24 protein-coding genes and 2 tRNA genes are annotated in these 26,287 nt (G+C 56.0%); 16 read left to right on the top strand and 10 right to left on the bottom strand.

Annotated elements, in window-relative coordinates:
* The first annotated feature begins 55 nt into the window (after nt 1-55).
* Complete coding sequence (locus ACPXV9_RS09245) at nt 56-826, top strand: exodeoxyribonuclease III (protein WP_423896166.1); 771 nt, start codon at nt 56-58, stop codon at nt 824-826.
* Between the two features lie 69 nt (nt 827-895).
* Here the strand turns inward: ACPXV9_RS09245 and ACPXV9_RS09240 are convergent, their stop codons facing one another.
* Entirely contained in the window at nt 896-1,258 is a 363-nt protein-coding gene (locus tag ACPXV9_RS09240; protein WP_423896526.1) for a c-type cytochrome, read from the bottom strand.
* 263 nt (nt 1,259-1,521) lie between these two features.
* On the opposite strand from ACPXV9_RS09240, the gene ACPXV9_RS09235 reads away from it, so the two are divergent.
* The 3 genes from ACPXV9_RS09235 (at nt 1,522) to prpF (ending at nt 3,885) form a co-directional block, all read left to right on the top strand.
* A complete protein-coding gene (locus ACPXV9_RS09235; protein ID WP_423896165.1) occupies nt 1,522-2,553 on the top strand; it encodes a fatty acid desaturase family protein in 1,032 nt (343 codons plus the stop codon).
* Nucleotides 2,554-2,613: 60 nt separating this feature from the next.
* Nucleotides 2,614-2,690 (top strand) — tRNA-Arg (locus ACPXV9_RS09230).
* A 16-nt stretch (nt 2,691-2,706) separates the two neighbouring features.
* On the top strand, nt 2,707-3,885 hold the full coding sequence (gene prpF / locus ACPXV9_RS09225) for a 2-methylaconitate cis-trans isomerase PrpF (RefSeq protein ID WP_423896164.1): 1,179 nt from the start codon (nt 2,707-2,709) through the stop codon (nt 3,883-3,885).
* A gap of 3 nt (nt 3,886-3,888) precedes the next feature.
* Here the strand turns inward: prpF and ACPXV9_RS09220 are convergent, their stop codons facing one another.
* Together ACPXV9_RS09220 and ACPXV9_RS09215 are read right to left on the bottom strand one after the other, a co-directional pair.
* Nucleotides 3,889-4,935, bottom strand: a complete 1,047-nt coding sequence (locus ACPXV9_RS09220; RefSeq protein ID WP_423896163.1) for a GGDEF domain-containing protein — start codon at nt 4,933-4,935, stop codon at nt 3,889-3,891.
* 104 nt (nt 4,936-5,039) lie between these two features.
* Complete coding sequence (locus ACPXV9_RS09215) at nt 5,040-6,041, bottom strand: GGDEF domain-containing protein (RefSeq protein ID WP_423896162.1); 1,002 nt, start codon at nt 6,039-6,041, stop codon at nt 5,040-5,042.
* A 185-nt stretch (nt 6,042-6,226) separates the two neighbouring features.
* Here ACPXV9_RS09215 and ACPXV9_RS09210 point away from each other — a divergent pair, with 185 nt between their 5' ends.
* The 9 genes from ACPXV9_RS09210 (at nt 6,227) to ACPXV9_RS09170 (ending at nt 16,136) form a co-directional block, all read left to right on the top strand.
* Nucleotides 6,227-7,057: a potassium channel family protein gene (locus ACPXV9_RS09210; protein ID WP_423896161.1), complete on the top strand. Its 831-nt coding sequence runs from the start codon at nt 6,227-6,229 to the stop codon at nt 7,055-7,057.
* Between the two features lie 105 nt (nt 7,058-7,162).
* Nucleotides 7,163-7,951 carry a putative hydro-lyase gene (locus tag ACPXV9_RS09205; RefSeq protein WP_423896160.1) on the top strand — a complete coding sequence of 263 codons (789 nt, stop codon included), beginning with the start codon at nt 7,163-7,165 and terminating at the stop codon, nt 7,949-7,951.
* A gap of 11 nt (nt 7,952-7,962) precedes the next feature.
* Nucleotides 7,963-8,697 (top strand): 5-oxoprolinase subunit PxpA, encoded by a 735-nt coding sequence (locus tag ACPXV9_RS09200; RefSeq protein ID WP_423896159.1) that lies wholly within the window; start codon nt 7,963-7,965, stop codon nt 8,695-8,697.
* A 2-nt stretch (nt 8,698-8,699) separates the two neighbouring features.
* Nucleotides 8,700-9,416: a 5-oxoprolinase subunit PxpB gene (pxpB, locus tag ACPXV9_RS09195; RefSeq protein ID WP_423896158.1), complete on the top strand. Its 717-nt coding sequence runs from the start codon at nt 8,700-8,702 to the stop codon at nt 9,414-9,416.
* Complete coding sequence (locus ACPXV9_RS09190; RefSeq protein ID WP_423896157.1) at nt 9,413-10,354, top strand: biotin-dependent carboxyltransferase family protein; 942 nt, start codon at nt 9,413-9,415, stop codon at nt 10,352-10,354. The genes pxpB and ACPXV9_RS09190 overlap by 4 nt, the downstream gene beginning before the upstream one ends.
* On the top strand, nt 10,347-11,207 hold the full coding sequence (locus tag ACPXV9_RS09185) for a DUF4392 domain-containing protein (protein WP_423896156.1): 861 nt from the start codon (nt 10,347-10,349) through the stop codon (nt 11,205-11,207). The genes ACPXV9_RS09190 and ACPXV9_RS09185 overlap by 8 nt, the downstream gene beginning before the upstream one ends.
* A 201-nt stretch (nt 11,208-11,408) precedes the next feature.
* On the top strand, nt 11,409-12,266 hold the full coding sequence (locus tag ACPXV9_RS09180) for a D-amino acid aminotransferase (RefSeq protein WP_423896155.1): 858 nt from the start codon (nt 11,409-11,411) through the stop codon (nt 12,264-12,266).
* Between the two features lie 26 nt (nt 12,267-12,292).
* Nucleotides 12,293-13,372: an alanine racemase gene (gene alr, locus ACPXV9_RS09175; RefSeq protein ID WP_423896154.1), complete on the top strand. Its 1,080-nt coding sequence runs from the start codon at nt 12,293-12,295 to the stop codon at nt 13,370-13,372.
* A 166-nt stretch (nt 13,373-13,538) separates the two neighbouring features.
* On the top strand, nt 13,539-16,136 hold the full coding sequence (locus ACPXV9_RS09170) for a putative bifunctional diguanylate cyclase/phosphodiesterase (protein ID WP_423896153.1): 2,598 nt from the start codon (nt 13,539-13,541) through the stop codon (nt 16,134-16,136).
* Nucleotides 16,137-16,144: 8 nt separating this feature from the next.
* Here the strand turns inward: ACPXV9_RS09170 and ACPXV9_RS09165 are convergent, their stop codons facing one another.
* A complete protein-coding gene (locus ACPXV9_RS09165; RefSeq protein WP_423896152.1) occupies nt 16,145-17,383 on the bottom strand; it encodes an NADH:flavin oxidoreductase/NADH oxidase family protein in 1,239 nt (412 codons plus the stop codon).
* A gap of 94 nt (nt 17,384-17,477) precedes the next feature.
* Here ACPXV9_RS09165 and ACPXV9_RS09160 point away from each other — a divergent pair, with 94 nt between their 5' ends.
* Nucleotides 17,478-17,891, top strand: coding sequence for a MerR family transcriptional regulator (locus ACPXV9_RS09160; protein ID WP_423896151.1), 414 nt, complete (start codon nt 17,478-17,480; stop codon nt 17,889-17,891).
* A 73-nt stretch (nt 17,892-17,964) separates the two neighbouring features.
* Here ACPXV9_RS09160 and ACPXV9_RS09155 read toward each other — a convergent pair whose 3' ends face one another.
* From ACPXV9_RS09155 to ACPXV9_RS09130, 6 genes are all read right to left on the bottom strand, one after another.
* Nucleotides 17,965-19,494 carry an arylsulfatase gene (locus ACPXV9_RS09155; RefSeq protein ID WP_423896150.1) on the bottom strand — a complete coding sequence of 510 codons (1,530 nt, stop codon included), beginning with the start codon at nt 19,492-19,494 and terminating at the stop codon, nt 17,965-17,967.
* A gap of 668 nt (nt 19,495-20,162) precedes the next feature.
* Nucleotides 20,163-20,238, bottom strand: a tRNA-Phe gene (locus ACPXV9_RS09150).
* Nucleotides 20,239-20,353: 115 nt separating this feature from the next.
* Complete coding sequence (locus tag ACPXV9_RS09145) at nt 20,354-21,127, bottom strand: substrate-binding periplasmic protein (RefSeq protein WP_423896149.1); 774 nt, start codon at nt 21,125-21,127, stop codon at nt 20,354-20,356.
* 5 nt (nt 21,128-21,132) lie between these two features.
* A complete protein-coding gene (locus ACPXV9_RS09140) occupies nt 21,133-21,405 on the bottom strand; it encodes an oxidative damage protection protein (protein ID WP_423896148.1) in 273 nt (90 codons plus the stop codon).
* A gap of 4 nt (nt 21,406-21,409) precedes the next feature.
* Nucleotides 21,410-22,489 (bottom strand): A/G-specific adenine glycosylase, encoded by a 1,080-nt coding sequence (gene mutY, locus ACPXV9_RS09135; RefSeq protein ID WP_423896147.1) that lies wholly within the window; start codon nt 22,487-22,489, stop codon nt 21,410-21,412.
* Nucleotides 22,479-24,578 carry an AsmA family protein gene (locus ACPXV9_RS09130; protein ID WP_423896146.1) on the bottom strand — a complete coding sequence of 700 codons (2,100 nt, stop codon included), beginning with the start codon at nt 24,576-24,578 and terminating at the stop codon, nt 22,479-22,481. Before ACPXV9_RS09130 ends, mutY begins: the two co-directional genes overlap by 11 nt.
* A gap of 154 nt (nt 24,579-24,732) precedes the next feature.
* On the opposite strand from ACPXV9_RS09130, the gene gcvT reads away from it, so the two are divergent.
* Nucleotides 24,733-25,821 carry a glycine cleavage system aminomethyltransferase GcvT gene (gcvT, locus tag ACPXV9_RS09125; RefSeq protein WP_423896145.1) on the top strand — a complete coding sequence of 363 codons (1,089 nt, stop codon included), beginning with the start codon at nt 24,733-24,735 and terminating at the stop codon, nt 25,819-25,821.
* A gap of 39 nt (nt 25,822-25,860) precedes the next feature.
* The gene (gene gcvH / locus ACPXV9_RS09120; RefSeq protein WP_423896144.1) at nt 25,861-26,250 is read left to right on the top strand and encodes a glycine cleavage system protein GcvH; all 390 of its coding nucleotides are present in this window, start codon (nt 25,861-25,863) and stop codon (nt 26,248-26,250) included.
* The last annotated feature ends 37 nt before the right edge of the window (nt 26,251-26,287 follow it).

The following is a 26,287-nucleotide window of genomic DNA, read 5'->3' as shown; positions in this document are numbered from 1 at the left end:
GAAAACAATAACGAATGAGCGAGTATGATACACAGTCCTCAGCTGGGGGGCTAACGTGCGAATAATCAGTCTATGCGTCGATGGCATTCATCAGGCGGCACAGCGCGGACTCTACGAATGGTTGGCCGAACAGGACGCTGACATCATCTGTCTTCAGGATCTGAAAGCACAAGAGTACGAACTGGACGGAGACCCTTTCCATCTGGATGGCTATTTTGCCTATTTCTTTGATTCCGGTATCGAATACACCAACGGTGTTGCCATTTACAGCCGCCACCAACCCAAAGCCCTGATTTTCGGTCTGGGCTTTAACAGCGGCATCGATATGCAAGGGCGCTATCTGCAAGCCGATTTCGAACAGATCAGCATCGGTTCCCTGCTGGCACCGGCCGCCAATCTTGATAACGACTCGATGGACGTCAAGGTTCGCTTCTTCGACGACATGCAGGCTCATCTGGATAAGATCACCCGCAAGCGCCGCGAATTTATCTTCTGTGGCAACTGGCAAATGGCCCACACCCGTGACGACGTTCAGAACTGGCAGGACAACGACAGCAAGCCCGGTTTTTTGCCACACGAACAGCAATGGATGTCACAACTGTTTAACGAAGTAGGGTATTGCGACGCCTTTCGCGAAGCCAATCGCGATAACGACGAATACAGCTGGTGGCCCAGCGGGAATATTGGTGAGGGCGATGGCTGGCGCACCGATTATCAGGTGATTTCAGAAACCCTGAGCAACCGGGTGGAATACGCCACCATCTACAAGAGCAAGCAGTTCTCCAGCCATCTGCCGATCATCATTGATTACGACCTGGAAGTCTGATCCGCAATTGCCAGCCATAAAAAAACGCAGCCAAGGCTGCGTTTTTTTATGGGTTCAACCGCAAGTCGTTTACTTGCTGCTAGCCACCATGTGATCAACGGCCGCGGTGATCTCGTCGTCGGAACAATCCATGCACAGGCCTTTGGCTGGCATGCCATTGATACCGTTCAGGGCGTTGGTGTACAGGGTGTCGATGCCCTTGCCAATGCGTGGCGCCCAACCGTCAACATCGCCTACTTTTGGCGCACCGGCCGCACCCGTGGCGTGACAAGTAAAGCACTTGGTGTCATAGACTTCAGCACCAGAGCGAGGGCCGCTGGGCGCTGCAGCCACTGGAGCCGCTGCACAATCACTGCCGGCCATACACACGTCGCCCACCGGCTTGATGCGCTCGGCAATAGCGTCGTTAACAGAAGAGGCAGAAGCCGCCATGGAAATGGCGATGCCCAGTCCCGCTGCGCTCAGCAGACGTAATGTTTTGCTTACTTTCACGTTATAAATCCTCAATTTAGATAGCCGGCTATTTTTAGCAGGCTGCATTATAGACAGAAAACGTAGGGGTAAAAACCTCCTTATCCGTTCAATTGTATGCAAAACGTTGGTTTTGGCAGCAAAGCTTGGAAAGCCCGATCAACTACCTGCCTGAAAAAAGCCTTTAAGATTGTTGAAAAAGCCGCGTCGCGAGGGCCGCATCCATGGACACCCCCCAACCTGACCTGTTTGCCGAAGGGCTGCACCGGCAAAATGCCCGCCGCCAATTAACCGAACTGCTGGGAGAGCAAACCATCAGGGACCTGCACCGGCGCTCCAACCTCTGGGGCTGGTGGGCGGTCACCTCCGTGTGGGTGGTGGTAGCGGCCGCCATGGCCGCGATCGTCTGGGCCCAGAGCCAACCCCTCTGGATTGCTGTTGTCACAGTGACTCTGGCAATTCTGATCATCGGCGGCCGACAACTGGCTATGGCGATATTGATGCATGAGGCCTCACATCGCGCCCTGTTTGAAAACAACTGGCTGAACGACACCCTGGCCAACTGGCTCTGCGGTCATCCGATCTTTCTCGAGATCCACAAATACCGTCGCCACCACTTTGTCCACCACGCCAAAACGGGCACCCGGGATGACATCGATTACTCCCTGATCCGTGACCTGCCCACTTCCCGAACGTCGCTTATCCGAAAATTCAGCCGCGACCTGCTGGGCATCACCGCCATAAAAAGTATCATCGGGCTGGTCCTGATGAATGCCGGGGTGCTGCGTTGGACCATGGCCAGCGACATGGAGCGGCTGCCGTCAAAAGGTCAGAGTTTTTTCGATTACGCCGCGGCCTTTGTTAAAAATGCCTGGCCCACACTGCTGTTTAACCTGATGCTGTTTGGCCTGTGCTACTGGATCGGCCACAGCGAACTCTTTCTGGCCTGGCTGGTGGCCTATCTGAGCCCCTATTATCTGTTTCTGAGAATCCGTGCGCTGGCGGAACACGCCATGACGGAGCAATCCCCCGACATGCTGAAAAACACCCGCACCACTCGCGCAGGCCTGATCGCCAGAGCATTTGTGGCGCCGTTTTACGTCAACTACCACATCGAACATCACGCCTTGGCGCAGATCTCCTGTTGGCAATTACCCCGCCTGCATAAAATGCTGCGTGCCAAACATGCCATTCCAGCCTCGCCGGGGTACTGGGATGTCCTGAAACTGGTGTCATCCAAACCCGAGATCTCGTAATTTAATCGCATCGTGGACGGCCGCAGGAGAGACGGGTATGATTGCGGCCGTCATAACTACCCACCCGTAGCTCAGCTGGATAGAGCGTCGCCCTCCGGAGGCGAAGGCCAGAGGTTCGAATCCTCTCGGGTGGGCCATTTCAATGGCCAGAACATGCCCAACCAACTTCGCATACCCGCCACCTATATGCGCGGCGGCACCAGCAAAGGCCTGTTTTTCCGTCTCGAAGATCTCCCTTCCTCTGCTCAGTCCGCCGGACCAGAACGCGACCGTTTGCTGCAACGCATCATGGGCAGTCCCGATCCCTATGGCAAACAAATCGATGGCATGGGCGGCGCCACATCCAGCACCAGCAAGGTGGCCATCCTGTCACCCAGCCAACAACCGGGCCACCATGTGGATTATCTGTTTGGCCAGATTGGCATCGACCAACCACTGGTCGACTGGAGCGGAAACTGCGGCAACCTGACCGCAGCCGCCGCAGTGTTTGCCATTAACAGCGGCTTGATCGACGCTCAAACCATTCCTGAAAACGGCGAGTTGGAAGTGCGGATTTGGCAACAAAATATCGGAAAATCAATCCTTGCCCGGGTGCCAATGGCCGACGGCCAGCCATTGGAGCAGGGCGACTTTTACATCGATGGCGTCGCCTTTCCCGGCGCCAAAATCAGCCTGACATTTTTACACCCCGGCGACAGCGAAAATGCCCTCTTCCCCAGTGGCAACCCGATGGACAGCCTTGCCGTGCCGACGGCCATCAACCCCCGCGGCAGGATCGATGCCACCCTGATCAACTCCGGTATCGCGGCGGTGATTATCGATGCACGGCAAATCAACCTCAGTGCAACCGAGCAGGAACAGGACCTGTTGAATCAGCCATCGAGGCTGCAGCAGCTTGAAATTATCCGCACTCAGGCGGCCATGCAAATGGGCCTGATAAGCTCTGCGGAGCAAGCCCGCGAGCGACAGCACACCCCCAAAATCATCTGGCTTAATCACCCCCAGACCTACCTTGCCAGCAGTGGCCGTGAGATCAACGCGGCAGAGATTGATCTCTGCGCTCGCGCATTGTCCATGGGTAGATTGCATCACGCCATGATGGCATCGGCGGTGGTGGCTCTGGGCAGTGCGGCAAACATCCCGGGCACCTTGGTGGCACAACTTCTGGGAGGCACACGGGATAAACTGACTCTGGGGCACCCATCGGGCAGCGTCAGCATTGGCACCAGCGCCAGCCGCAATCAACAGGGCCACTGGTGTATTGATCAGGCGACACTGGAGCGCAGCGCCCGGGTCATTATGGAAGGCTGGGTTCGGGTAACTATCGGCTAGTTATCAAATGCCCTCTCCCAGATTCCACTCAACGGGCATTTGCTCCAGATTAACTTTCCGGACACACACCCTGTTGCGGCCCCGATGTTTGGCCTGATAGAGCAGTTCGTCGGCGCGATGCAGCCACTCCCGGGCATCATCAGAGCTGGCCAGCTCGGCAACACCAACGGAGATAGTCACTGTCCGCTGGCGGATCAGGGGAGCCTGTTCAACCGATGCTCGCAACCGCTCGGCCAGCTCACAGGCCTGGGGCAGGCCCGATTGCATCAGCACCGCAAACTCTTCACCACCAAAGCGATACAAACTCGCTCCCCGGGGTAATGCTTCGCGCAGCACCTGTGCGGTTCGCCGCAGGCAGGCATCGCCCACATCGTGGCCAAAATCGTCATTGATGCGCTTAAAGAAGTCGATATCCAGCAGAATCAATGACTGTTTATCCGCCGATTCGGCCAGATCTGCCATGGCTTCCAACATGGCATCATCCAGCGCGCGACGGTTACCGGTCTTGGTCAGCGCATCCATGGAGGCCTCCTGCACCAGCCGCTCGTTGTCCGATTTCATCATGTAGGCAAATTGAAACGAAAACAGAATCACCAACAGATAGCAGGCGATAAAGGCGGTGGGACTGGTACCAGACAGCAGGTGCATCACCGTCAGCACCGCCAGGCTGATGAGACTGGTCCACAGCGCCTCTTTGATGCGCAGCACATAAAACATCATCAGCACCACAGGGTAGGCCCAAAACAGATTGTCTCTGCCTCCAAGCCCGATGGAAACCCACGATCCCAGCAGCACCACAGCGATAAAGCACAGGGAAACCACCCGGAAATAGAGTTCCTGTAGCGCAAAGTAAATCAGAGCCAGCAGGGCCACCACCAGAGCCATATCGACAACCGCCAGAGCCCAATCCTGCTGGATGATCCGGTAGACACCAAACACAAAAATGAAAAACGAGGCCAGACAAGCCTGAAACACAATAAAGCTTTGCTCCGGGCGAACGGCGTAATGACGAACAAATCTATTCAGGCGCGAAAGTGATGCTGCAAACATGATTAAGCGAATTATTATTGATAGGAGTGGGATGCTTTCGCTCAGCATCGTAACGGCAAACCCACTTCAGAAAGTTGATATCGAGCAAACAGCCAACGAAGTTTTTACTCCTCGGTTGAGCAGACCCGATTGCGCCCCTTGTGCTTGGCTTTATACAGCAACACATCGGCTCGATGCAGCCACTCCCGGGCATCGCTGCCGCCAGCAAGCTCGGCCACTCCGGAAGAGACCGTCAACGGCCGTTCACGCAACAGTGTGGCTGCTGCCACTGACAGGCGAATGGTCTCCGCCAAGCTGGTCGCCCGCGGCAAGTCACCCTTGAGCAGCACGGTAAATTCTTCACCGCCAAAGCGGAACAATCGGGCCGTTTCGGGCAGCACGGCATTGATGGTATCGGCCACCCGCTGCAAACAGATATCACCCACATTGTGGCCAAAGTCGTCGTTCACCGTTTTGAAATAATCGATATCGAGCATGATCACCGATTGCGGTGCGGCCGTTTCATGGAAATCCGCAATGGCCTCCAGCATGGCATCATCCAGCGCGCGACGGTTACCCACCTTGGTCAGAGGGTCGACGCTGGCCTCATAGGCCAGACGCTCGTTATCGCTCTTCATCAGATAGGCAAACTGAAAGGCGTAGAGGGTCACCAGAATATAACAGGCGATAAACGCCGTCGGATTAACCCCCGAATCGTGATAAAGGCCCGCCAGCACCACCAAGCTGACGGAATTGATCACCAGCGCCTCTTTGATTCTCAGCACATAGAACATGATCAGAATCACGGGGAAGGACCAATAGAGATTGCCCTCACCACCGTACAGAATGGTGGCCCAGGATCCCACCACGACCACCATGATAAAACACAGGGTAACCACCCTGAAATAAAGATCTCTGGCCGCAAAATAGGCCAGTAACAACAGCGCTATCACCATCAGAAAGTCGACCGCCACCAGTGGCCAGTCGGCTTTAAAGATGCGGTAGACTCCGAACAGGAATATAAAAAATGAGCCTACGTAGGCCTGAAAAATAATGAAGCTCTGCTCGGGTCTGGTGCGGTACTCGCTGACCAGAGTCTTAAGATGTGAGTATGCTGCTCGCAACATTGTTATTATTTTGCTCCAATTCGTTGGGCGACTTCTTAGCATTAGTCCCTTAACGCAATTAATACTAACCCATTCTCCGGGATCTTGCCTTGTGATCACTTGCGACCGACCACACCTGATCAATACCCTCTTTTTCTTCAGGCTTTTTTGATAAGCTGCCGGTAATAACAGCGATAAGATTCCCAATGTCCGATTTGAAACTGCCGAAATTCTCGATCCTGATTGGCATGCACGGTGTTGCCAGCAGTGAGAATGAACAAGCCCGCAAAATGGGTGTTCTGTTTGAAGCACCGATGCTCTTGATAGCCATGGGCGTGGTGCTGCTCTGGTATCTCGAGCGCAACCATCTGGTCAATGCCAACTTTATCTGGGTCAGCGACCTGATTGTCTGGGGCTTCTTCCTGCTGGAAACCGCCGTACTGACTTTTCTGGTGGACAACAAGCTGCGCCACCTAATGTACAACTGGATGAACGTGGTGATCATCATCACTGGTCTGCCGGTCATTCTTGAAGATACCACTCTGGCGCCGATGCTGCGCTCGTTCCGGCTGCTGCTGCTGATCGCATTGTTTATTAACGCCCAGTCGACTCTGCGCTCGTTTCTGGCGCGCAATAATCTCGGCATTACCCTGCTGATCAGCCTAGCCATCATGATCATCGTTGGCATCTTTATCTCGGTGGTGGATCCCGCCATTGACAGCCCCTGGGACGGTCTCTGGTGGGCCTGGGTCACCATCACCACGGTTGGCTACGGTGACGTGGTACCCACCAGCCCCGCTGGTAGGATCACCGGCTCGCTGATGATTCTGGTGGGTTTTGGCCTGTTCTCCCTGATTACCGCCAGCATGTCGGCCTTTCTCATCTCTCGCGATGAAGATGGCGTTATCGATCGGGAAGAGGAACTGCTGGAAAAGCTCAGCCATATTTCCAACAAACTGGAAAAACTCGAGCAACGCATGGAAGAACTGCAAAACGGTCAGGACAAGGCCGCCGCCAAGACCGGCAAAAAAACCTGAATCAATCGCTTCTGGCTCCACTGCTTTGGCGACTCTGGCTCCTAGACAGGTCCAGACAAAACTACAACAATGAAAGGCATCCTGTTAATCCAGCATAGGGATGCCATGAGCTCGACAATCTCCCCCGCACAACTGCGCCAACAGATCCGCGCAGGTTCGCATCAAACCAACACATCCGGTTACTGCCCGGGTTATGTGCAAGCCAATGTGGCCATCCTGCCCAAAGACTGGGCCTCGGAGTTTCTGCAATTCTGCCAGCGCAACCCCAAGCCTTGTCCTGTGGTCGCCACCAGTACCAAGCCCGGAGACCCAATCATCACTGACGCTGCAGCGGACTTTGATATTCGCACCGATGTGCCCAGCTACCGCATTTGGGAAAACGGCGAAATGAGCGGGGAAGTCAGCGATATTGGTGACTACTGGCGAGATGATCTGGTGACATTCCTGCTCGGCTGCTCCTTTTCTTTTGAAGAAGCCCTGATCGCCGACGGACTGGAAATTCGCAACATCACGGAAGGCAAAAACGTTCCCATGTACGACACGACCATCGCCTGTCGTGCCACCGAACGATTACACGGCAATATGGTGGTGAGTATGCGTCCGTTCAAACCCGCCGATGCCATCCGTATGATCCAGATTTGCAGTCGCTTTCCCGATGTTCATGGTGCACCGGTTCACTTTGGTGATCCCGAAGCCATCGGCATCCACAACATTGACTCGCCGGACTATGGCGATGCAGTGACCCTTAAAGCAGGTGAGGTGCCGGTGTTTACCGCCTGCGGCGTAACACCTCAGGCCGTGATCATGGCGGCCAAGCCCCCCTTCTGTATTACCCACAGTCCCGGCTGTATGGCCGTTACCGACATTCGCAACAGCCAGCTGTCCGTACTCTAGGAGACCCATCCATGGCATTACTACTGAACTGTGACCTGGGCGAAAGCTACGGTTCCTGGACCATGGGCATGGACCAAGCGGTGATGCCGCACATCGACCAGGCCAACATTGCCTGTGGCTTCCACGCCGGCGATGCCATGGTGATGAACAAGACTCTGCAACTGGCCAAAGCACACAATGTGGTGATTGGCGCACACCCCAGCTACCCCGATTTAAACGGCTTTGGTCGCCGTTCGATGGCGCTCAGCGCCAGCGAAATCCACGCCCTGATGACCTATCAGATTGCCGCACTGGACGGCATGGCGCTGAGTCAGGGCATGAGCCTCGATTACGTCAAACCCCATGGCGCACTCTACAACGACATGATGAAACAGGCCGACACCCGTCACGCCATCATGGAGGCCATTGCCGCCTATCACCGGCCCCTGAAACTGATGCTGCAGGCCACGGCCGCCGCAGAAACACATCAGCAGGAGGCCGACCAGCGCGCTATCGAACTGTATTTTGAAGCCTTTGCCGACCGCTGCTATGACGATGACGGCGCCCTGCTGTCACGGGCCAAGCCCGGTGCGGTTCACACCAAGGAGAAGATGCTGGAACAGGTTCAGCAGCTCAACGAAGAGGGAACCGTCACCACCGTCAGCGGTCACAAGCTGCCCCTGCAAGTCGATACCCTCTGCGTCCACGGTGACAATATGGAAGGTGTGCAGGCCATTGAAACCATTAAGCAACTGGTAAGCGCCTGACTATGAAAATCCATGTGGCGGGTGAAAACGCCCTGATCGTCTATTTTGGTGACCTCACCAGTCCGGAGATTTCCGCCCAGGTACAGAGGGCCGCGCAACAGTTACCCGCCATTATGGGCGATACCCTGATTGATCTGGTGCCCTCCTACGCCTCGCTGTTGGTGTTATTCGACGCCCTGGCCACCGATCATCTGGCCGTGCGCAAGGCCATCCACCGCGCCACCGAACAGTTCGATGATGGTGATGCCACAGCCAGTCAGCTGATTACCCTGCCGGTTTACTACGACACCGAATCCGGTCCTGATCTCGCCAGTCTGGCAGCCAACGCCGGTCTCAGTACCGATGAGGTGATTGCCCTGCATCAGGCTGAAGAATACCGGGTTTACGCCATTGGTTTTGCACCGGGTTTTGCCTATCTGGGTCAGGTGGACGAGCGCATAGCCGCGCCGCGTCTGAGCACGCCCCGCACCAAAGTCCCCAAAGGTGCGGTGGCCATTGCCGATCGCCAAACCGCCGTCTACCCCGCCGTATCACCCGGCGGCTGGAATTTGATTGGCCTGTGCCCCACCCCCATGTTCGACCCTAACGGCGACCCCACCATGCCCGTCAGCGTCGGCGACCGGGTGCGCTTTAAAGCCATTGACCGTGACGAATTCATCCGTCTGGGCGGCGAACTGCCAGAGGGGAACCGCCTTGAGCGGGCAGGGGAAAAAGCATGAGTCATTTCGAGGTTATCAATCCCGGGATTCTGTCCCTGCTGCAAGACGCCGGTCGACTGGGCAAGCACCAGATCGGTCTGACCACTGGCGGCCCGCTGGATCCGGAGGCCTTCTACTGGGCCAATCAACTGTGCGGTAACGACACTAATACCACCACCATTGAAATCACCGTGGGCGGTCTGCAGCTTGAAGCCCAAGGCGACACCACCATCGCCGTCACCGGCGCCAATATGGCCTTGACCATCAACGGCGAGGCTCGCCAGCACTGGCGTTCCTGGCCGGTTCAAAGCGGCGATCGCATCGCTCTCGGTTTTGCATCCGAAGGCTGCCGCGCCTATCTGGCGGTAGCCGGCGGCTTTCAGATTGAGCCCATGTTCGACAGCACCGCCACCGTGGTGCGTGAAGGCATTGGCGGGCTGAGCGGGGGCGGACTGCAAAGCGGCGACAAGCTGCCCTGCACGCCCACCGACATGGCGCAACACTGGCAGCTGCCAGAGCAACACATCCCCCATTACAGCAAACAAGTTACTCTGCGTGTGATTCCGGGTTATCAGGAGCACACCTTCAGCCGCCAGCAGCAACGGCTGTTTTTCCACAACACCTACACCATCAGTGACCGCGCCGACCGCATGGGCATCCGTCTGGAAGGCCCAAAGCTGAAATCCAGCATCGAGGGCATCCTCTCCGAGGGCATCTGCCTCGGCGCCATTCAGGTGCCGGCCGATGGCCAACCTATTATTCTTATGAATGACCGCCAGACCATTGGCGGCTACCCCAAGATCGGTTCGGTATTGTCTCTGGATCTGGCTCGTCTGGCGCAGCTGATGCCCGGCGACAAGGTCAACTTTGCCGCCATCACCATCGACTGTGCCCACAACGCCCTGCACCTGGCACAAAGCCGATTGAACAGCATCACCAAGGAGCCAGTCTGTGACTAGATCCCTGCACTCAAGCGAAGCCCAGCAACTGAGTAAAACCATTGAAGACATGCTGGTAGAGCGCAACCTGCGCGGCATGAAAACCATCCAACCGGCACTGACTGCCGGCTACTACGGTCGCGCCGCCGAAATGATCCAGCGCGCCTGTGAGCAACAGGGCACCATCCTGATTGGCACCGGCTTTCCGGTGACCGATACCTTTGAAACCGATGGTCCGGTGGGTGCCATTGCCCTCTATAACGCCTTGCAGACTCTTGGTGCCAAACCGGTACTGGTCTGCGGCCCGCCCCTGTGCACGGAACTTGTTGACGACTATCGCATCGAACCCCTGCTGGTTGGCCCGCACGCGGGTCAGGATGAAGAGGCCCGCCAAGCCCTGCGCCGCTGGAAGCCGTCACTGATTATTTCCATCGAGCGGCCCGGTAAAGCCCGGGACGGCAATTACTACAATATGCGCGGCGAGGACATCAGCGCCCGCGCCGCCTGCTTCGACAGTTTTATGGAACAGGCCCTGTGCCCCACCATCGCTATCGGCGACGGCGGCAATGAAATCGGCATGGGCAATATTCACGAAACGCTGCAGAGCCTGAACATTGTGCCCTCGAGCACCACCTGCACCGAGCTGGTGATTGCCGATGTTTCCAATTGGGGCGCTCTGGGCCTGATTGCCCTGCTCAGCTGGCACAGTGACCGGGATCTACTGAGTGATATCGATCCCATGGCCATCCTCCAATACCTGTCGCAAAAGGGTAGCGTTGACGGTGTCACCCGCCTCAATGAACTGACGGAGGATGGTCTCCCTGCCAGCGAAGGCATTGAGCTGATTGGCAGGTTAAAACACTTGGTGAGTTAGTCTGCCATCCTGATGACCAACATTAGCGTCATCCTGACGACCGCCGGGAGGAAGGATCTTGTTGGAGATCCTTCGCTATCGCTCAGGATGACATGGAACTGGACCACGGATTATTCCGCAACTGGCCCTACTGAATCTCGACGGCATTGTATTTAATGCCCCGCTTGCCCGAATGGGCTGTATGAAACACAGGATCACACTATGAGTATTGTTTATCTCAACGGCGAATACCTGCCCATGGCAGAGGCACGCATCTCACCGATGGACCGCGGCTTTTTGTTTGGCGACGGCATCTACGAAGTGGTGCCTTCCTACGATGGCAAGATGGTCGGTTTTGGCCCGCACATCGATCGTATGAATGATGGCATGCAAGCCATTGGCATTGAATTCGACTGGAGCCACCAGCAGTGGCAGGACGTCTGTGATCAACTGATCGAGAAAAACGGCAGCGGCAATCTGGGCATCTACCTGCACATCAGCCGCGGCGCCGACAGCAAGCGCTTTCACGCCTACCCTGAAGACATTCCCCCCACGGTCTTTGCTTTTGCCTTTGAAATCGCACCGCCACCGGTGGCCGACAGAGCCAAAGTCAAAGGTTACCGGGTTTCCACGACTCAGGATTTGCGCTGGCAGCGTTGCAACATCAAGTCCACCGCGCTGCTGGGCAATGTGATGCACTTTCAGCACGGCCACTCCGAGGGTAACAACGAAACCCTGCTCTACAATGCCGACCGCGAACTGACCGAGGCCAGCGCCTGCAACGCCTATATCGTCAAAAACGGCACCGTGATCACACCACCGCTGGACAATCAGATTCTGCCTGGCATCACTCGCCTGATTCTGCTGGGCGTACTGCGCCAGGACGGCAGTATTCCGGTGGAAGAGCGTGCCGTCACCATGGACGAAGTCTTTGCCGCCGATGAAGTCTGGATCACCAGTTCCAGTAAGGAAGTGGCGCCCGTGGTTGAAATCGATGGCAAGCCCGTTGGCAATGGCCAACCCGGTGATGTCTGGGAAGCCGCACAGAAGCTCTACAGCGCCGGCAAGTTCGACTATTAATCAACCCTGAATCGTAAGCAGTCATCATGGCCCGTCCCACAAAAGCCCACATCGATCTCGACGCCCTGCGCCACAATTATTCTCTGGCGTGCCAGTTGGCGCCCGGCGCCCAGAGCATCGCGGTAATCAAGGCCAACGCCTATGGTCACGGCGCCATCGAATGCGGCAAAGCGCTGGAATCCATGGCTCCGGCACTGGCCGTGGCCTGCATCGAGGAGGCCATGGAACTGCGTTCGGCCGGGGTGAACAAGCCCATTCTGTTACTGGAAGGCCCCTTCAGTCCCGAAGAAATTAGTGTGGCTGAACAGCACAACTTCTGGTTGATGCTGAGCAACCAGAAACAGGTGGACTGGATCGCCGAAGCCCAGTGCCAGCAACCACTGACCGTCTGGTTAAAGGCCGACTCCGGCATGCACCGTCTGGGATTCCAGGGCGAGGCCTTTGGCCGTGCCTACCAGCAACTGCGACAGCTACCCCATGTTCACGACGAGATCGTACTGGCGAGCCATTTTGCCGCCGCCGATGAGGTGGACAACGGCTTTACCAGGCAACAGATTGCCAATTTCCGCGACATGATTCCGGATCAGAGCGCGCCCATCAGCCTGTCCAACTCCGCTGGCGTACTTGCCTGGCAAGACTCCCATGGCCAGTGGAATCGCCCCGGCTATATGCTCTACGGCAACACGCCGCTGGACCAGCAGCACAGCAATGCCGAACCACTGCAACCGGTAATGCAACTGGTGTCTGAGGTGATTGCCATCCATCAGGTACCCAAGGGTGACAGCGTTGGCTATGGCTGCAGCTGGACTGCTGAGCGCGACAGCGTGATTGCGACCGTGGCCATCGGCTACGGCGACGGCTACCCGAGACAGGCACCTTCAGGCACCCCGGTGCTGATCAATGGCCAAACCGCCCCATTGGCGGGTCGGGTATCCATGGATATGATCACCGTGGATGTCACGGATATTGGCAGCGTTACTATTGGTGACCCGGTTGAATTATGGGGCAGAAACGTCTGCGTCAATCAGATTGCCCAGCTGTGTGGCACCATTGGCTACGAATTGTTGACCCGCATGCCGCTGCGCACCCCGCGGATCTATTCCTGAGTCATTCGGCCTTGAGGCCTTAATGCCAGCAAGTGCCCCCTTCTTGACCCATATCAATAGAAATGAGTTTTGCGTCACGGGGGCAAACGCTGTTGGTTAGAATGCCTCCCATTCCCACTATTAATACCAACGGCTGAGTAATGCCATTACTCATTTAAGAGCGCATGTGATCGATCCACAGACCTATTTGGACCAGATTTCCAGAATCGATTTCTCCGATTCCACCAAGCCATCACTGCAACAACTGCAGGAGCGCTTAAAGGACGTGTTTAACCGGTTTCCATTAACCGGTTTAACCCTGTGGACGCTCAACAATGGACAGACAATGCAATGCCAGCTGCTGGAAAGCTCCATCGATAATGATTTCAGACAAATTCTGGGCAGCGCCAATCCCATCGTTGACCTGAATAATTTTCAGGGATTTTACAGCCTTCTGAGCGACTGCAAACAGCCCCTGTTATTCAGCCAACTCAACCCGGGCATTCAACAGGAAATCAATCAGGTTCGACCAGAAGCACTGCAAAACACAGAAATGCTGTTTCACCCGGTGCATTCAGCCCGAGGGCTGGAAGGTGTTATCACCTGCAGACCGGAATCTCCCTTCGAGCATTGGCAGGAACACGATTTCTGTCGCTTTCTCAACCATCTGCTGACACTCTGTAACGCCTATCTCAGTTATTGCCACCAGCAACTGCTGAATCAATTGCAAAGCCAGAACGACCTGCTTTCAGAAGTCGAAGAGTTGGCTCATGTCGGCAGCTGGGAATACCAGCTCGATAACCAGAACGTCTACTGGAGCGACGAAACCTATCGCATTTATGGCCTGAAACCCGGCACCGACGTGAGCCCGGAAGAGGGCATCAGCTACTACGGCCCAGAAGATCAAGAAGTTATCCGCAACGCCTTCCAGCAGGCACTGGAACAAGGCACTTCCTACCAGCATCAACTGAGGTTCACTGACGCTCAGGGCAACCACAAGTGGATTCGAACCACCGGCAAAGCCCGTCGCAAAAATGGTGTGATCACGCACGTCTTCGGCGGCTTTGAAGACATCAGCCGCGAACAACAATTGATCGAGCACGAGAAAAGTTCAACCGCTTATATTCAGGACATACTGGACAACCTCAACGACGCGGTTATTGCCGTGGACAGCAACAGTCGGATCGTCACCGCCAATCGCACGGTCAAAAACATCTTTGGCTTTGAAGCCGAGGAGCTGATCGGCCAGAACATCAGCGCACTGATGCCCAAGCCCTATTGCCACATGCACGACAAGTACATGCGCAGCTACCTGGAAAACGGCAACGCCAAGATCATTGGTGTTGGCCGGGAGCTGCCGGCTGTGCGCAAGAACGGTGAAGAGTTCCCCATGGAACTGTCACTGACAGAGACCGAACAGAATGGCCAGCGCCTGTTCATCGGCATTATTCGCGACATTTCCGATCGCAAAGAAGCCGAGGACAAACTGTTTCGTCTGGCGTTTTTTGACAACCTGACCGAACTGCCCAACCGTACGTCGTTTGAACGCGATGTGATGGAGTTGGTCTCCAAGGCGGAATTGACCGGTGCCGATATTTACGCCAGCTTTCTGGATATCGACCGCTTTTCCCAGATCAATCTCACGTACGGCAAACGCTACGGTGACTATGCGCTGAATATGATTTCCAAGCGCATCGCCAGCTGCCTGCCGAAAGAGTTCAAACTCTATCGCAATAACGCCGACTCCTTTTTTCTGCTGCACAAGTACCCGGTTAACGGCAATCGTCAGGCCCTGCTCAAGCACACCAGTGAACTCTGTCAGAAAATTTTGCAGCAGATCTCGGATGAGCTGGTCATCAACAACCACAGTCACAACCTGACGCTGAGCATCGGCTCAACCCTGACACCCAGTCAGGGACTGAAGGGCAGCCGGTTAATCAATATGCTGGAATACGCCGCCAATCGCGCCAAGGACAAGGGTGGCAATTGCCATATCACCGTGGATAAACACACCCACGCCGAGATCGAACACAAAGCCTTTATCAGCAACTCCCTGATTCAGGGCCTGAACGATGGTGAGTTTTCGCTGGTGCTGCAGCCCCAGTACGACCGCAATATGACCCTGGTGGCATCCGAGGCCCTGATTCGATGGCACTCGCAACAACTGGGATTTGTCAGCCCCGCCGACTTTATTCCCATCGCCGAAGATACCGGCAAAATCATCCTGATCGGCGACTGGGTGCTCAATGAAGTCTGTCGCATATTGCATCAACAGGCTCAGCAGGGCGTGCACACCACCATTGCCGTCAACATCAGTGCCAAGCAAATCATTCAGCCCGACTTCTGTGACAAACTGTTGGTGATTACCAACCGGTGGCTGGTCACGGCCGAGCAATTGATTCTGGAAATTACCGAAACCACACTGGTCAGTGATATTGAACTGGTCAAACAGCGCATGAACTACCTGTCGAAACTGGGATTCCGGTTTTCCATTGATGACTTTGGCACCGGTTACTCCAGCCTCAGCTACCTGCGCCAACTGCCGTTGCACGAGCTCAAGATTGATCGCTTCTTTGTTGATGAAATCGATCTGCAGGGCAGCGAAGTCCCCATCATCAACTCCATCATTCACATGGCCAAGGCACTGGGCGTCAGCGTGGTCGCCGAGGGCGTGGAAAACCAGGCGCAACAAAATTATCTGATCGACCGAGGCTGCGACACCCTGCAGGGCTTCCATCTCAACAAGCCGATGCCCGTCGATGCCTGGCGCGCCCTGTTTGAATAGAGGTTAACTCAGGAGCCGGTCAACCCGAGGCTCTTGCGATAGCGTTTGGTCAGACGCGACTTGCGCACCATATCGGTGATCAACGCCCACAGCGGTGATTGTTTTTGCTTGGGTGCACGACCGCTGCCCAGCCGCTGTAACTGGCGTTTGATCATGGCGTGCGTTGCCAGTGAACCCAGTGCTTTGTCTTTCCAGTTGACCGGTGGAATCTCCGCCACAAAATCCGGGGCCTGCCGCCAGATCTCCGGCAATGTCGGCTGATAAGACAGCGCACTGGCAATGCCCACCATCGCCACCCCGCTGGCGATGACCTGCTCGGCAACGGCCAGGCGACGAATACCGCCGGTGGTCATAACCGGCACACTGGCTTCACGGGCAATGGATTCGGCAAACTCCAGAAAATAAGCCTCTCTCGCCAAGGTTCGGCCATCCGCCGCACGCCCCTGCATCGCCGGCGATTCGTAACTGCCTCCGGACAGCTCCACCAAATCAACGCCGGCTTCGGCCAGCCAGGCCACCACCTGTCGGGCATCCTCCACCTCAAATCCGCCGCGTTGAAAATCCGCCGAATTGAGTTTTACCGAAACACAGAAATCCGCCCCACACTGGCTGCGAATGTCGCGGACAATGTCCAGCAGCAAACTGGCGCGATTGGCCAGACTGCCTCCCCACTGATCCTGTCGCTGATTGGTCAGGGGCGATAAGAACTGCGCCAGCAGATAGCCGTGAGCGGCGTGAACCTGAACCCCATCAAAGCCTGCCGCTTCGGCTCGTTTAGCGGTAATCACAAAGCGCTGACGCACATCCATAATTTCTTCTTCGTTCATGGCCCGGGGCTGACCAAACATGGCCGAGTGCTTGCCCATATCCAGCGCCACGGCGGAGGGCGCCAGACACTTGCCGCCCATATTGCGGTACACCTGACGGCCGGGGTGATTGATCTGCATCCACACCCGGGTGCCATTGGTTTGGGCCGCTGACGCCCAGCGCTTGAAAGGGGCAAGATCGGAATCCTGTTGCAACGCGACACCACCCGGGCCGGTCATTGCCATGACGTCCACCATTACATTGCCGGTAATCAATAAGCCCACGCCACCCTCGGCCCAGGCCCGATACAACTCAATCAATCCCTCACTGGGCTGCTGCCGAGCATTGGCCATGCCCTCTTCCATCGCCGCTTTGGCCAGACGGTTATTCAACGTGGCGCCATTGGGCAATTGCAACGGTTCAAACACAGCCTTTGACATTTATTACCTCACATCCTCAATTGGTTGATTGCACTTCAATAGGGCCCACATTAACCTTAAAGCCAACTTTAAGGTCAAGCATGAGATACAGGCTATGAAAATTGGCGAACTGGCAAAGCAAAGTGGCATAGCCGCCAGCACCATCCGCTTCTATGAAAAGAAGGGACTGCTGCCCGAAGCCAGACGGCTGGCCAGCGGCTACCGGGTTTATGATGACAACAATCTGAAGCAACTGCAGCTGATTCGCTTTGCCCAGAGTCTGGGTTTCTCACTGGAAGAAATGACCGCCATTTTTGACAACAATCGCGTCGATCACGATCAGGCACTGCAGCACCTGCAACAAAAACGTCAGGAACTGGAAACGCTGGTGGTTCACCTGCAGGAAAAGCAGCGCAATCTGGGCACCCTGATCGAACACCTTCAGCACAGCTGGGAAAACGACCACTGCATGTCACCGGAAAGCCTCAATGCCCTGATGCGCCAATCGGGCAAGGACATCAAACAATAAGCGGCACCACCATCAGACAACCACAAAAAAGGCCAGCAAATGCTGGCCTTTCTGTATGGGTTAAATACCCTGCTTACTCTTTTGGTACCTTGCTCATGATCTGATCATAGGTACGCTCAATCGACCAAGAGCCGGTAGGCTGGCTGGGTGGGTACTCTCTGAAGGTGGCCAGAAATTGCCCGGTGGTGGACAGACCCACATAGATCTGCGCGGCCTTATCAATCATCCAATCGTAGTAAGAGTTGGAGTTGTACTCGGCACGACCCCAGGGATCACGACGCAGGTTATGGATCTTGGGCATGCGCAGGACGGTAAAAGGCTCAGCCCACAGCGCCATGGTGGTACCGCGGTTCTCGGCGTACACCAGCTTCCAGTCGCCGACGCGAACCCCCACAGGGAAACCTTCATCGTTCAGGTAGTGGAACTCGTTGCGCGGACCTTTCTTCTCCTCACCACTCAGGTGCGGCATAAAGTTGTAACCGTCGAGGTGCAACTTGGATTTCTTCTGACCAATTTTGCGCGAACCTTTCAGCAAATCGGTTTTCAGGCGCGTGTCACCGGCGGCAGCGGCAAAGGTCGGGAACCAATCCAGGTGGGACATGATTTCGTTGGAAATACGACCTCCGGGGATCTTGGCCGGCCAGCGAACCATGGCAGGTACGCGATAAGCCCCTTCCCAGTTACTGTTCTTTTCACCACGGAACGGCGTGATACCGGCATCGGGCCAGGTATTGAAGTGCACACCGTTATCGGTGGAATACATAACGATGGTGTTGTCGGCAATGTTCAGCTCATCCAACTGATCCAGCAGCTGACCCACCAACTCATCGTGAGCCACCATCACATCGTTGTAAAAGCCCTGACCGGATTTGCCCAGGTGCTTTTTCGCAGGGTGAGTGCGAAAGTGCATACCGGTGGTATTAACCCAGACAAAGAATGGCTTATCGGCTTTTACCGCTTTATTGATAAACAGCTTGGCCGCCTCAACAAATTCTTCATCGGCGGTTTCCATGCGCTTGCGCGTCAGTGGGCCAGTGTCATTAATTTTGCCATCGGCAAAGGTGTGCAACACCCCACGAGGACCAAACCGCTTCTTAAAGGCCGGATCTTTCGGGTAATCCGGATCTTCCGGCTCTTCTTCGGCATTGAGGTGGTAGAGGTTGCCAAAAAACTCATCAAAACCATGATTGGTCGGCAAGTGCTCATCGCGGTCACCAAAATGGTTTTTACCAAACTGACCGGTGGCGTAACCCTTGTCCTTGAAGTACTCGGCAATGGTGATGTCGCGGTCCTGAATGCCCTCTTTGGCACCCGGCAAACCCACCTTGGTCAGGCCGGTACGCAAACCGGATTGCCCCGTCAAAAAGGTAGAACGGCCAGCCGTACAGGATTGATCACCGTAATAATCGGTAAAACGCACACCTTCATTGGCAATCCGGTCGATGTTCGGCGTGTGGTAACCCATGATACCGTCACTGTAGGCACTGATATTGGTGATGCCGATATCATCACCCCAGATGGCCAGAATGTTCGGCGTGGAAGCCAAGCCAAAAGACGATGTCAGCAACAGGGCGCTGCCCAACATCAGCTTGATTTTATTCATTATTAGTAAACTCCTTTCCTTGAATCTCAATTGAATGGAAGGTCCGATTCAATAACCCCCAAGAATAGCAGAAAACTTTTTTACCCACGTGTCTAAATGCGCATAATTTCTTTGCCAAATACGACTAATGTCGCTGAATCATATGCTGGTGTCTGAGCGGCTGATTTTCAGGAAAAAAAACCCCACCCGATGGGTGAGGCTTTTTGTATGGTGCCCTGATCCTGGGAAAGCCGGTATCGAATCACCTCTGAAAAATTATTGCCGGAAATTCAATTATCGGTTTCTGCGGAATGCTCGCCCCTTCCCTGGGGCTCGGCCTTCGGCGCATCTTTCAGATGCCCAAAATCGTTCCTGACGATTTTGTCGAACCAGATCGGTGCTTCTCAACCAACCTACGGCCATAAAAAAAGCCCCACCCGATGGGTGAGGCTTTTTGTATGGTGCCCTGATCCGGGGAAAGCCGGTATCGAATCACCCCTGAAAAATTATTGCCGTAAATTCAATTATCGATGTCTGCGGAATGCTCGCCCCTTCCCTGGGGCTCGGCCTTCGGCGCATCTTTCAGATGCCCAAAATCGTTCCTGACGATTTTGTCGAACCAGATCGGTGCTTCTCAACCAACCTACGGCCATAAAAAAAGCCCCACCCGATGGGTGAGGCTTTTTGTATGGTGCCCGGAGGCGGAATCGAACCACCGACACGGGGATTTTCAATCCCCTGCTCTACCGACTGAGCTATCCGGGCAGGTATTAACCAACAGGTTAAAGGTTTCTCGCTGCTGCGAGAGGCGCGTATTAAACCCGCTCATCAAAACAGAGTCAAGCACTTGTGGTGGAATAATTGCCTGTGACGGCAAGGGTCATTCCGGCTGCTCAAGCTTTGATCGAAAATGCTCGGAATTAGGCACCTGATAGGGTGGCACCAGTATCTGCTGCAAGCGTCCGGAGTGATATAAACGGCTGATGGCAGCGTTCATACGCTCGGCCAAAACCTGACTGTCAGCGGTATCGGGAAACACATAACATAAATTGCGCTGGGAAAAGGGTTCATCCATCTGAAAGTGGATACGGGCATCCTGCTGCATCGCCCTGGTGATATTGGTCACCACCTGAGCATTGGACAATATCGCATCAACACGACCGGCCAGCAGTAACTGCACACTGGTTTTCAGATCTTTGCTGTAATGGACTTCTACCCCCAAGGCATCGAGCCCGCGCTGGTCTGGCAGCTGATAAAAATAGCCCCTGATCAACCCCAACCGCAGTAGCCTGATATCTTTTAACTGGGTTAATACCGGCGTCTGATCGGCACTGATCAGGTGTCGGTAGGTGGTGGCAAAGGGCACACTGTAAATCACCGGGGCATGACGCTTTACATCACACACCCCACCGATCTGCATTTGCGCCTCACGCCTGGCCAGCAGAGCACGCACTTCAGCAATGGGCAAAAACTCCAACCGACTGTCGAGCCCGGCTTCTTCAGTGATGGTGCTATGTACAATGCGATAACCGGCTTGAAACAGGGCTTGTTGATTGCGCTCGACATTGGGGGCCACCGCCAGCAACTGCTCCGCCTGAACTTGCATCAACCAGAACAACATCACAAACGGCAGTAACTGCAACAGGTTTCGCATAGGGATCACTCACTGGGCGGCACGTAGCCCTCGACACTGTCGATGGCATCCCCGGCAAAAAATTTGTCGCGCTGCTCATTGAGGTAAGCGCGCGCGGTGAGGTCCATCATATTGAGGTGCTTTTCATTGATCAGCATGGTCTGATGATTCAACCACTCCTGCCAGGCCTGCTTCGACACGGAATCAAATAACTCCTGTCCCTTGGCCCCCGGCATCGGAGGGACGTCCAGACCTTCCATCTCCTGTTGAAATTTACGGCAAAAAACCATCCGCGCCATTGTCTTACCCCTCAATCAAACTCAGTTGGCGGGCAGCCAGCTGCTGCCACAATTTTTTTACCGGTGCCGCCAGCCCCACAGTCGGGATCTGTTCCGGGGCGAAATAATCACTCCTGATCTCGGCTACCCCGGCCGGCCTTGAGGCCAGTTGCACGTGCACCGGCACAATATCCAGATGGTAATGACTGAAAGTGTGCCGAAAACCGGGCCACGATTCTACCGCATCGACACGGCCGTAGGTATTTTCGCAGAAGATTGTCGCATTCTCATCCGCTGCCAGCTCGGGAAAACTCCACAAACCACCCCAGATACCAGCCGCCGGACGCTGCTCCAGATAATATTGCTGATCCGGTGTCATCAACATCAACAACTGCACGGTTTTGACCGGCTTGTGCTTTTTCGGTTTTTTCCCCGGGTAGTCCTCCGGGTTCCCCTGAGCCTGCGCCATACAGGTCTCACTCAAAGGGCAACGATGACACTCGGGCCGGGTTCGGGTGCACAGAGTCGCTCCGAGATCCATCATGGCCTGGGTGTATTGGTCGCACTGTTGCTCAGGTGTCAGGCCTTCGGCCAACGCCCACAACTGTTTGAGGGTGGCGGCCTGACCGGGCCAGCCGGCCACGGCAAAATGGCGGGCCAACACCCGTTTGACATTGCCATCAAGAATCGGAGCCACCAGCCCCATGGACAAACTGGCGATGGCACCCGCGGTCGAACGACCGATACCGGGCAGATCGCTTAGCGCCTCCACGCTGCGGGGAAACTCGCCGCCAAAATCCGTCACCACCTGTTGCGCACAGCGGTGCAGATTGCGCGCCCGGGCGTAGTAGCCGAGACCAGTCCAGAGGTGCAGCACCTCGTCGATGTCGGCCGCAGCCAGATCTTCCACCTCGGGAAAGCGCGTCATAAACCGCTGGAAATACTCAATGACGGTGGCCACCTGAGTTTGCTGCAGCATGATTTCCGACACCCAGACCCGGTAGGGGTTGATGTCCTGCTGCCACGGCAGGTGCTTGCGCCCATGTTGCTGGAACCACTCCAGCACTCGACCGGAAAATCCGGCGCGGTTTAACTCAACGTCCAAACAAACCTCGCAGCAGGGTTTCCACCTGCTCGGCATTGCTGCCTTTCAATTTTTCCTGAATTTTTTCCTGCAGCTTTTCCTGTACGCGGGCCTTGGCCTCGTCTTCCAACAGTTCGTTAAAGCGATCCCGATCCGGGCCACACACCCTGCCAGACAGAGGCTCATCAATGTTGCCCCGACAACGCAGCGGCAAATCCCGATTGCGCCAGCGATCGCGAATCTGGCAGGCGCGGTCGGGGTTGGCCGCCCCGGTCACCCGCAAGTCACCACGCAAGTCGAAATCACCACCGAGGTACTCACTAGCCCCCGTCGCGGCCAATTGCAGCTCTTCCACGCCAGCCTGCACCTGATTGAAGCGGGCCTGAGTCCCCTTCAGGTCCATTGACACCTGAACCTGTTGCAAATCGGTTTTGCCTTTCCAGGGCAACTGCGGTGCCGGCTTGCCATTGGCCAGAGCCGCGATTTCACAGAAGGCTTTTTCAATGTCCAGCTCGATGATGGACAGTGTCTCGGCCTCTAACTGCAGCTGACCCCGGGCGCTGCGCTGCCAGGCACCCAGACTATTGCCGCTGGCCGCGAGGCTAAGGTCTATGCTGGCCTGCCCCGTCAGGCGCTGCTCCTGAGCCAGAGCCGTCAGCAGCGGCTGCAACTGGACCTGATCCACCTGAGTCGCCAGTGACACACGGGGCTTTTGACCCCGGTTATCCAACTGCCCACGGGCTGCTACTCGCCCCTGATAGAGGCTGGCAGAAAAAGCCGTGAGATCCACCAGCCCCTGATGGGCCATAGCCTCCAGCTCCACCGCCTGCATCTGCACACCGGCAACCTGAAACTGTTGCAGCCCCAGCGCCAGATTGATCGACAGTGGCTTGATGCCATCAAGCGCCAAGGGCTCATCGCTCAAACGGCGCGACGCCTTACCCTGGGCCGCTGACGATTCAGCCTTGGCGACATGCTCAGTCGCGCCGCCAGTGGCGGATGGCGTTTGCTCTGACTCAACCGCAGGAGGCAGGTAATGATCCAGATTCAGTTGATTGCCTTGCAGCAACAGCGCCACAGTGCCCTCGGCGGACTGCGATGCCGAACCCTGTAACAGGCTGTCATCAAGCTGCAATTGCAGATCAGACAAGTGCCACTGCGCGGCTTCGGTCTCGATGCCGGCCGACAGCGACAGCGCTGTCAAAGCCTGCGGTCGCGCCATTTCCGGCAGCGCCACTTGCAGGGCCTCGAGCCAGACGCGGGGGTTAAACCGCTGCAACCGCAGCTGACCGGCAAACTGCTGCGTGTCCATAGCCAGCTCACCGTCGAGGTTGATTGCCGCGCGCTCTCCATTCAATTGCAGGGTTTGCAGCAAATCGGCAATGCGCAACCGTTGCCGCGCCTGATCGAACCCCAGCTGCCCGCGCGTGGCCACCTGAATCTCCGGGAAATCCTGCCAGTGCACCTGAGTATCACAGGCAAGATCGAACAGTTGTCCCTGTAAATTGAACGACGTCATCCGACAGGACGGTACCTCAACCCGCGCCTCGGTTTGCTGACGCTGATCGCGATAGATCACCGAGATGTCGGTCAGCTGCAGCTGCTCCACCGCCAGATTCAAAGGCGACGTCTCCTTCGCAGCCGAAGCGGCCTGCTCTGCTGCCCCTGAACCCTCAGCAAGAGCACCCGCCTCGGCCGGTGTTGCCACCTTGTTTCCAGCCTGATCGGTCAGGGCCTGCCAGTTGCCCCGGCCTTGGCGATCCACCAGCAACTGCAGATCCACGCCGGTCAATTCAATCCCGGCCACCACCACCTGCCCTTTCAGCAAAGGCGGCACGGCTACCTGAGCGGCCAGACTGTCGGCTTCAACCAGTGTCTGACCACCGCCCCCCAGAGTCACGGCTTGCACGTGCAAGCCCAGGCGCGGGTACCACTGCCACGCAATCGGTCCGTTCAAGCTCAGAGGCACACCCTGCTCAGCCGCGAGACGTTCAATGTCATCGCGAAAACTGTTGGGGTCGAGCACCTGGGTCAGGTAGACCACCGCCGCCATCACCACGGCGACGATCGCAGCGACCAGAGCCATCAGAATTTTCATAAGTTTGGACACATGCCACTCCCTGTTTTGGCAAAAACCGGCTTTTTAACCGCCCTTGCACCCATTGGTTTCACAATTTCATACGCAAAGTCTATCAATCCGTAGTTCGACGACAACAGGTGCGTTAGAATACGCCCCAATTTTTTACTGGCCACAGGTGACCTTCATGGGACACAAGACTTCTCTGTATCAAACCCATCAGGATTTCGGCGGCAAGCTGGTTGATTTTGGCGGCTGGGATATGCCATTGCACTACGGTTCGCAAATGGAAGAACACCACAAGGTGCGTCAGGATGCCGGCATGTTCGACGTCTCCCACATGACCATCGTCGACGTCACCGGTGCCGACGCCAAAGCTTACCTGCAGCGGTTGCTGGCCAATGACGTGGCCCGCATTGAGAGCCTGCCCGGCAAAGCCCTCTACTCTGGCATGCTCAATGAAGAGGGCGGCGTTATCGATGACCTGATCGTCTACAACATGGATGGCTGGTTTCGCACCGTGGTTAACTGCGGCACCCGCGACAAGGATCTGGCGTGGATGGCCAAGCAGAGTGAAGGCTTTGATGTGACCATTCAGGAGCGTCAGGATTTGTCCATCATTGCGGTCCAGGGTCCCAACGCCATTGCCAAAGCCAGCGCCGCGCTGGCGGCAGAGCAGGCCGCTGTGGTGCCAGACCTGAAGGTATTTCAAGGCGCCAGTGCCGGCGACTGGTTTATTGCCCGCACTGGCTACACCGGTGAAGACGGGCTGGAAATCATGGTCCCCAATGGGCAGGCGGCCAGCTTCTGGCAAGCTCTGGTCGATCAGGGCGTGGCCCCCTGTGGTCTCGCTGCCAGAGACACCCTGCGGCTTGAAGCCGGCATGAACCTCTATGGCAATGACATGGACGAAAGCGTGTCACCCCTGGCTGCCAACATGGGCTGGACCATTGCCTGGGAGCCGACCGAGCGCGACTTTATTGGTCGTCAGGCGCTGGAGCAGCAGAAAGCCGCGGGGCTCAACCAGAAACTGGTGGGTCTGGTACTGGAAGCCAAAGGCGTGCTGCGCGCCCATCAGAAAGTCATCGTCGAGGGCACGGAACAAACCGGCGAGATCACCAGCGGCACCTTTTCACCAACTTTGGGCTATTCTGTGGCCCTGGCACGCGTTCCCGCTGGCATTGGCGAGCAGTGTCTGGTAGAAATGCGCAACAAACAAATCCCCGTCAAAGTGGTCAAGCCCTGCTTCGTCCGCAACGGCAAACCCCTTATTTGATTTGATAGAACACTAGATTAATAGCTGAGGAACACCAACATGAGCGAACTGCGTAGCGAGCTTAAATACCTGTCCAGTCACGAGTGGGCGCGCGTTGAAGAAGACGGTACCGTCACCGTGGGCATCACCGATCACGCACAGGATAGCCTGGGCGACGTGGTTTACGTTGAGACTCCGGAAGTGGGCAGCAGCGTCAGTGCCGGCGAAGAAGCCGGTGTGGTTGAGTCTGTAAAAGCCGCTTCTGACATCTACTCACCGGTCAGCGGTGAAGTGGTTGCCATCAACGAAGCCCTCGAAGACGCGCCTGAAACCGTTAACGAATCACCCTATGACGATGGCTGGTTCTTTAAAGTGAAGCCCAGCGACCTGTCCGAACTGGATAACGCTCTGGACGCCGATGGCTACAAAGCGGCTTGCGAAGACGAGTAAAACCGTCTTGCGTTTAAGCAAAAAAAAGAGCCCCATG

It is taken from the genome of Candidatus Pelagadaptatus aseana (assembly GCF_040362265.1).
Taxonomy (GTDB): domain Bacteria; phylum Pseudomonadota; class Gammaproteobacteria; order Pseudomonadales; family Cellvibrionaceae; genus Pelagadaptatus; species Pelagadaptatus aseana.
This window is presented reverse-complemented; position numbering and strand designations above follow the sequence as displayed.

Excerpts from the sequence above, each read along its gene's own strand:
- ACPXV9_RS09140 (WP_423896148.1), bottom strand. The coding sequence starts at position 21,405 with ATGGCGCGGATGGTTTTTTGCCGTAAATTTCAACAGGAGATGGAAGGT.
- ACPXV9_RS09180 (WP_423896155.1), top strand. The coding sequence starts at position 11,409 with ATGAGTATTGTTTATCTCAACGGCGAATACCTGCCCATGGCAGAGGCA.
- ACPXV9_RS09145 (WP_423896149.1), bottom strand. The coding sequence starts at position 21,127 with ATGCGAAACCTGTTGCAGTTACTGCCGTTTGTGATGTTGTTCTGGTTG.
- alr (WP_423896154.1), top strand. The coding sequence starts at position 12,293 with ATGGCCCGTCCCACAAAAGCCCACATCGATCTCGACGCCCTGCGCCAC.
- ACPXV9_RS09205 (WP_423896160.1), top strand. The coding sequence starts at position 7,163 with ATGAGCTCGACAATCTCCCCCGCACAACTGCGCCAACAGATCCGCGCA.
- ACPXV9_RS09200 (WP_423896159.1), top strand. The coding sequence starts at position 7,963 with ATGGCATTACTACTGAACTGTGACCTGGGCGAAAGCTACGGTTCCTGG.
- ACPXV9_RS09190 (WP_423896157.1), top strand. The coding sequence starts at position 9,413 with ATGAGTCATTTCGAGGTTATCAATCCCGGGATTCTGTCCCTGCTGCAA.
- prpF (WP_423896164.1), top strand. The coding sequence starts at position 2,707 with ATGCCCAACCAACTTCGCATACCCGCCACCTATATGCGCGGCGGCACC.
- ACPXV9_RS09155 (WP_423896150.1), bottom strand. The coding sequence starts at position 19,494 with ATGAATAAAATCAAGCTGATGTTGGGCAGCGCCCTGTTGCTGACATCG.
- ACPXV9_RS09220 (WP_423896163.1), bottom strand. The coding sequence starts at position 4,935 with ATGTTTGCAGCATCACTTTCGCGCCTGAATAGATTTGTTCGTCATTAC.
- ACPXV9_RS09215 (WP_423896162.1), bottom strand. The coding sequence starts at position 6,041 with ATGTTGCGAGCAGCATACTCACATCTTAAGACTCTGGTCAGCGAGTAC.
- ACPXV9_RS09240 (WP_423896526.1), bottom strand. The coding sequence starts at position 1,258 with ATGGCGGCTTCTGCCTCTTCTGTTAACGACGCTATTGCCGAGCGCATC.
- gcvH (WP_423896144.1), top strand. The coding sequence starts at position 25,861 with ATGAGCGAACTGCGTAGCGAGCTTAAATACCTGTCCAGTCACGAGTGG.
- pxpB (WP_423896158.1), top strand. The coding sequence starts at position 8,700 with ATGAAAATCCATGTGGCGGGTGAAAACGCCCTGATCGTCTATTTTGGT.
- ACPXV9_RS09165 (WP_423896152.1), bottom strand. The coding sequence starts at position 17,383 with ATGTCAAAGGCTGTGTTTGAACCGTTGCAATTGCCCAATGGCGCCACG.
- ACPXV9_RS09210 (WP_423896161.1), top strand. The coding sequence starts at position 6,227 with ATGTCCGATTTGAAACTGCCGAAATTCTCGATCCTGATTGGCATGCAC.
- gcvT (WP_423896145.1), top strand. The coding sequence starts at position 24,733 with ATGGGACACAAGACTTCTCTGTATCAAACCCATCAGGATTTCGGCGGC.
- ACPXV9_RS09160 (WP_423896151.1), top strand. The coding sequence starts at position 17,478 with ATGAAAATTGGCGAACTGGCAAAGCAAAGTGGCATAGCCGCCAGCACC.
- ACPXV9_RS09235 (WP_423896165.1), top strand. The coding sequence starts at position 1,522 with ATGGACACCCCCCAACCTGACCTGTTTGCCGAAGGGCTGCACCGGCAA.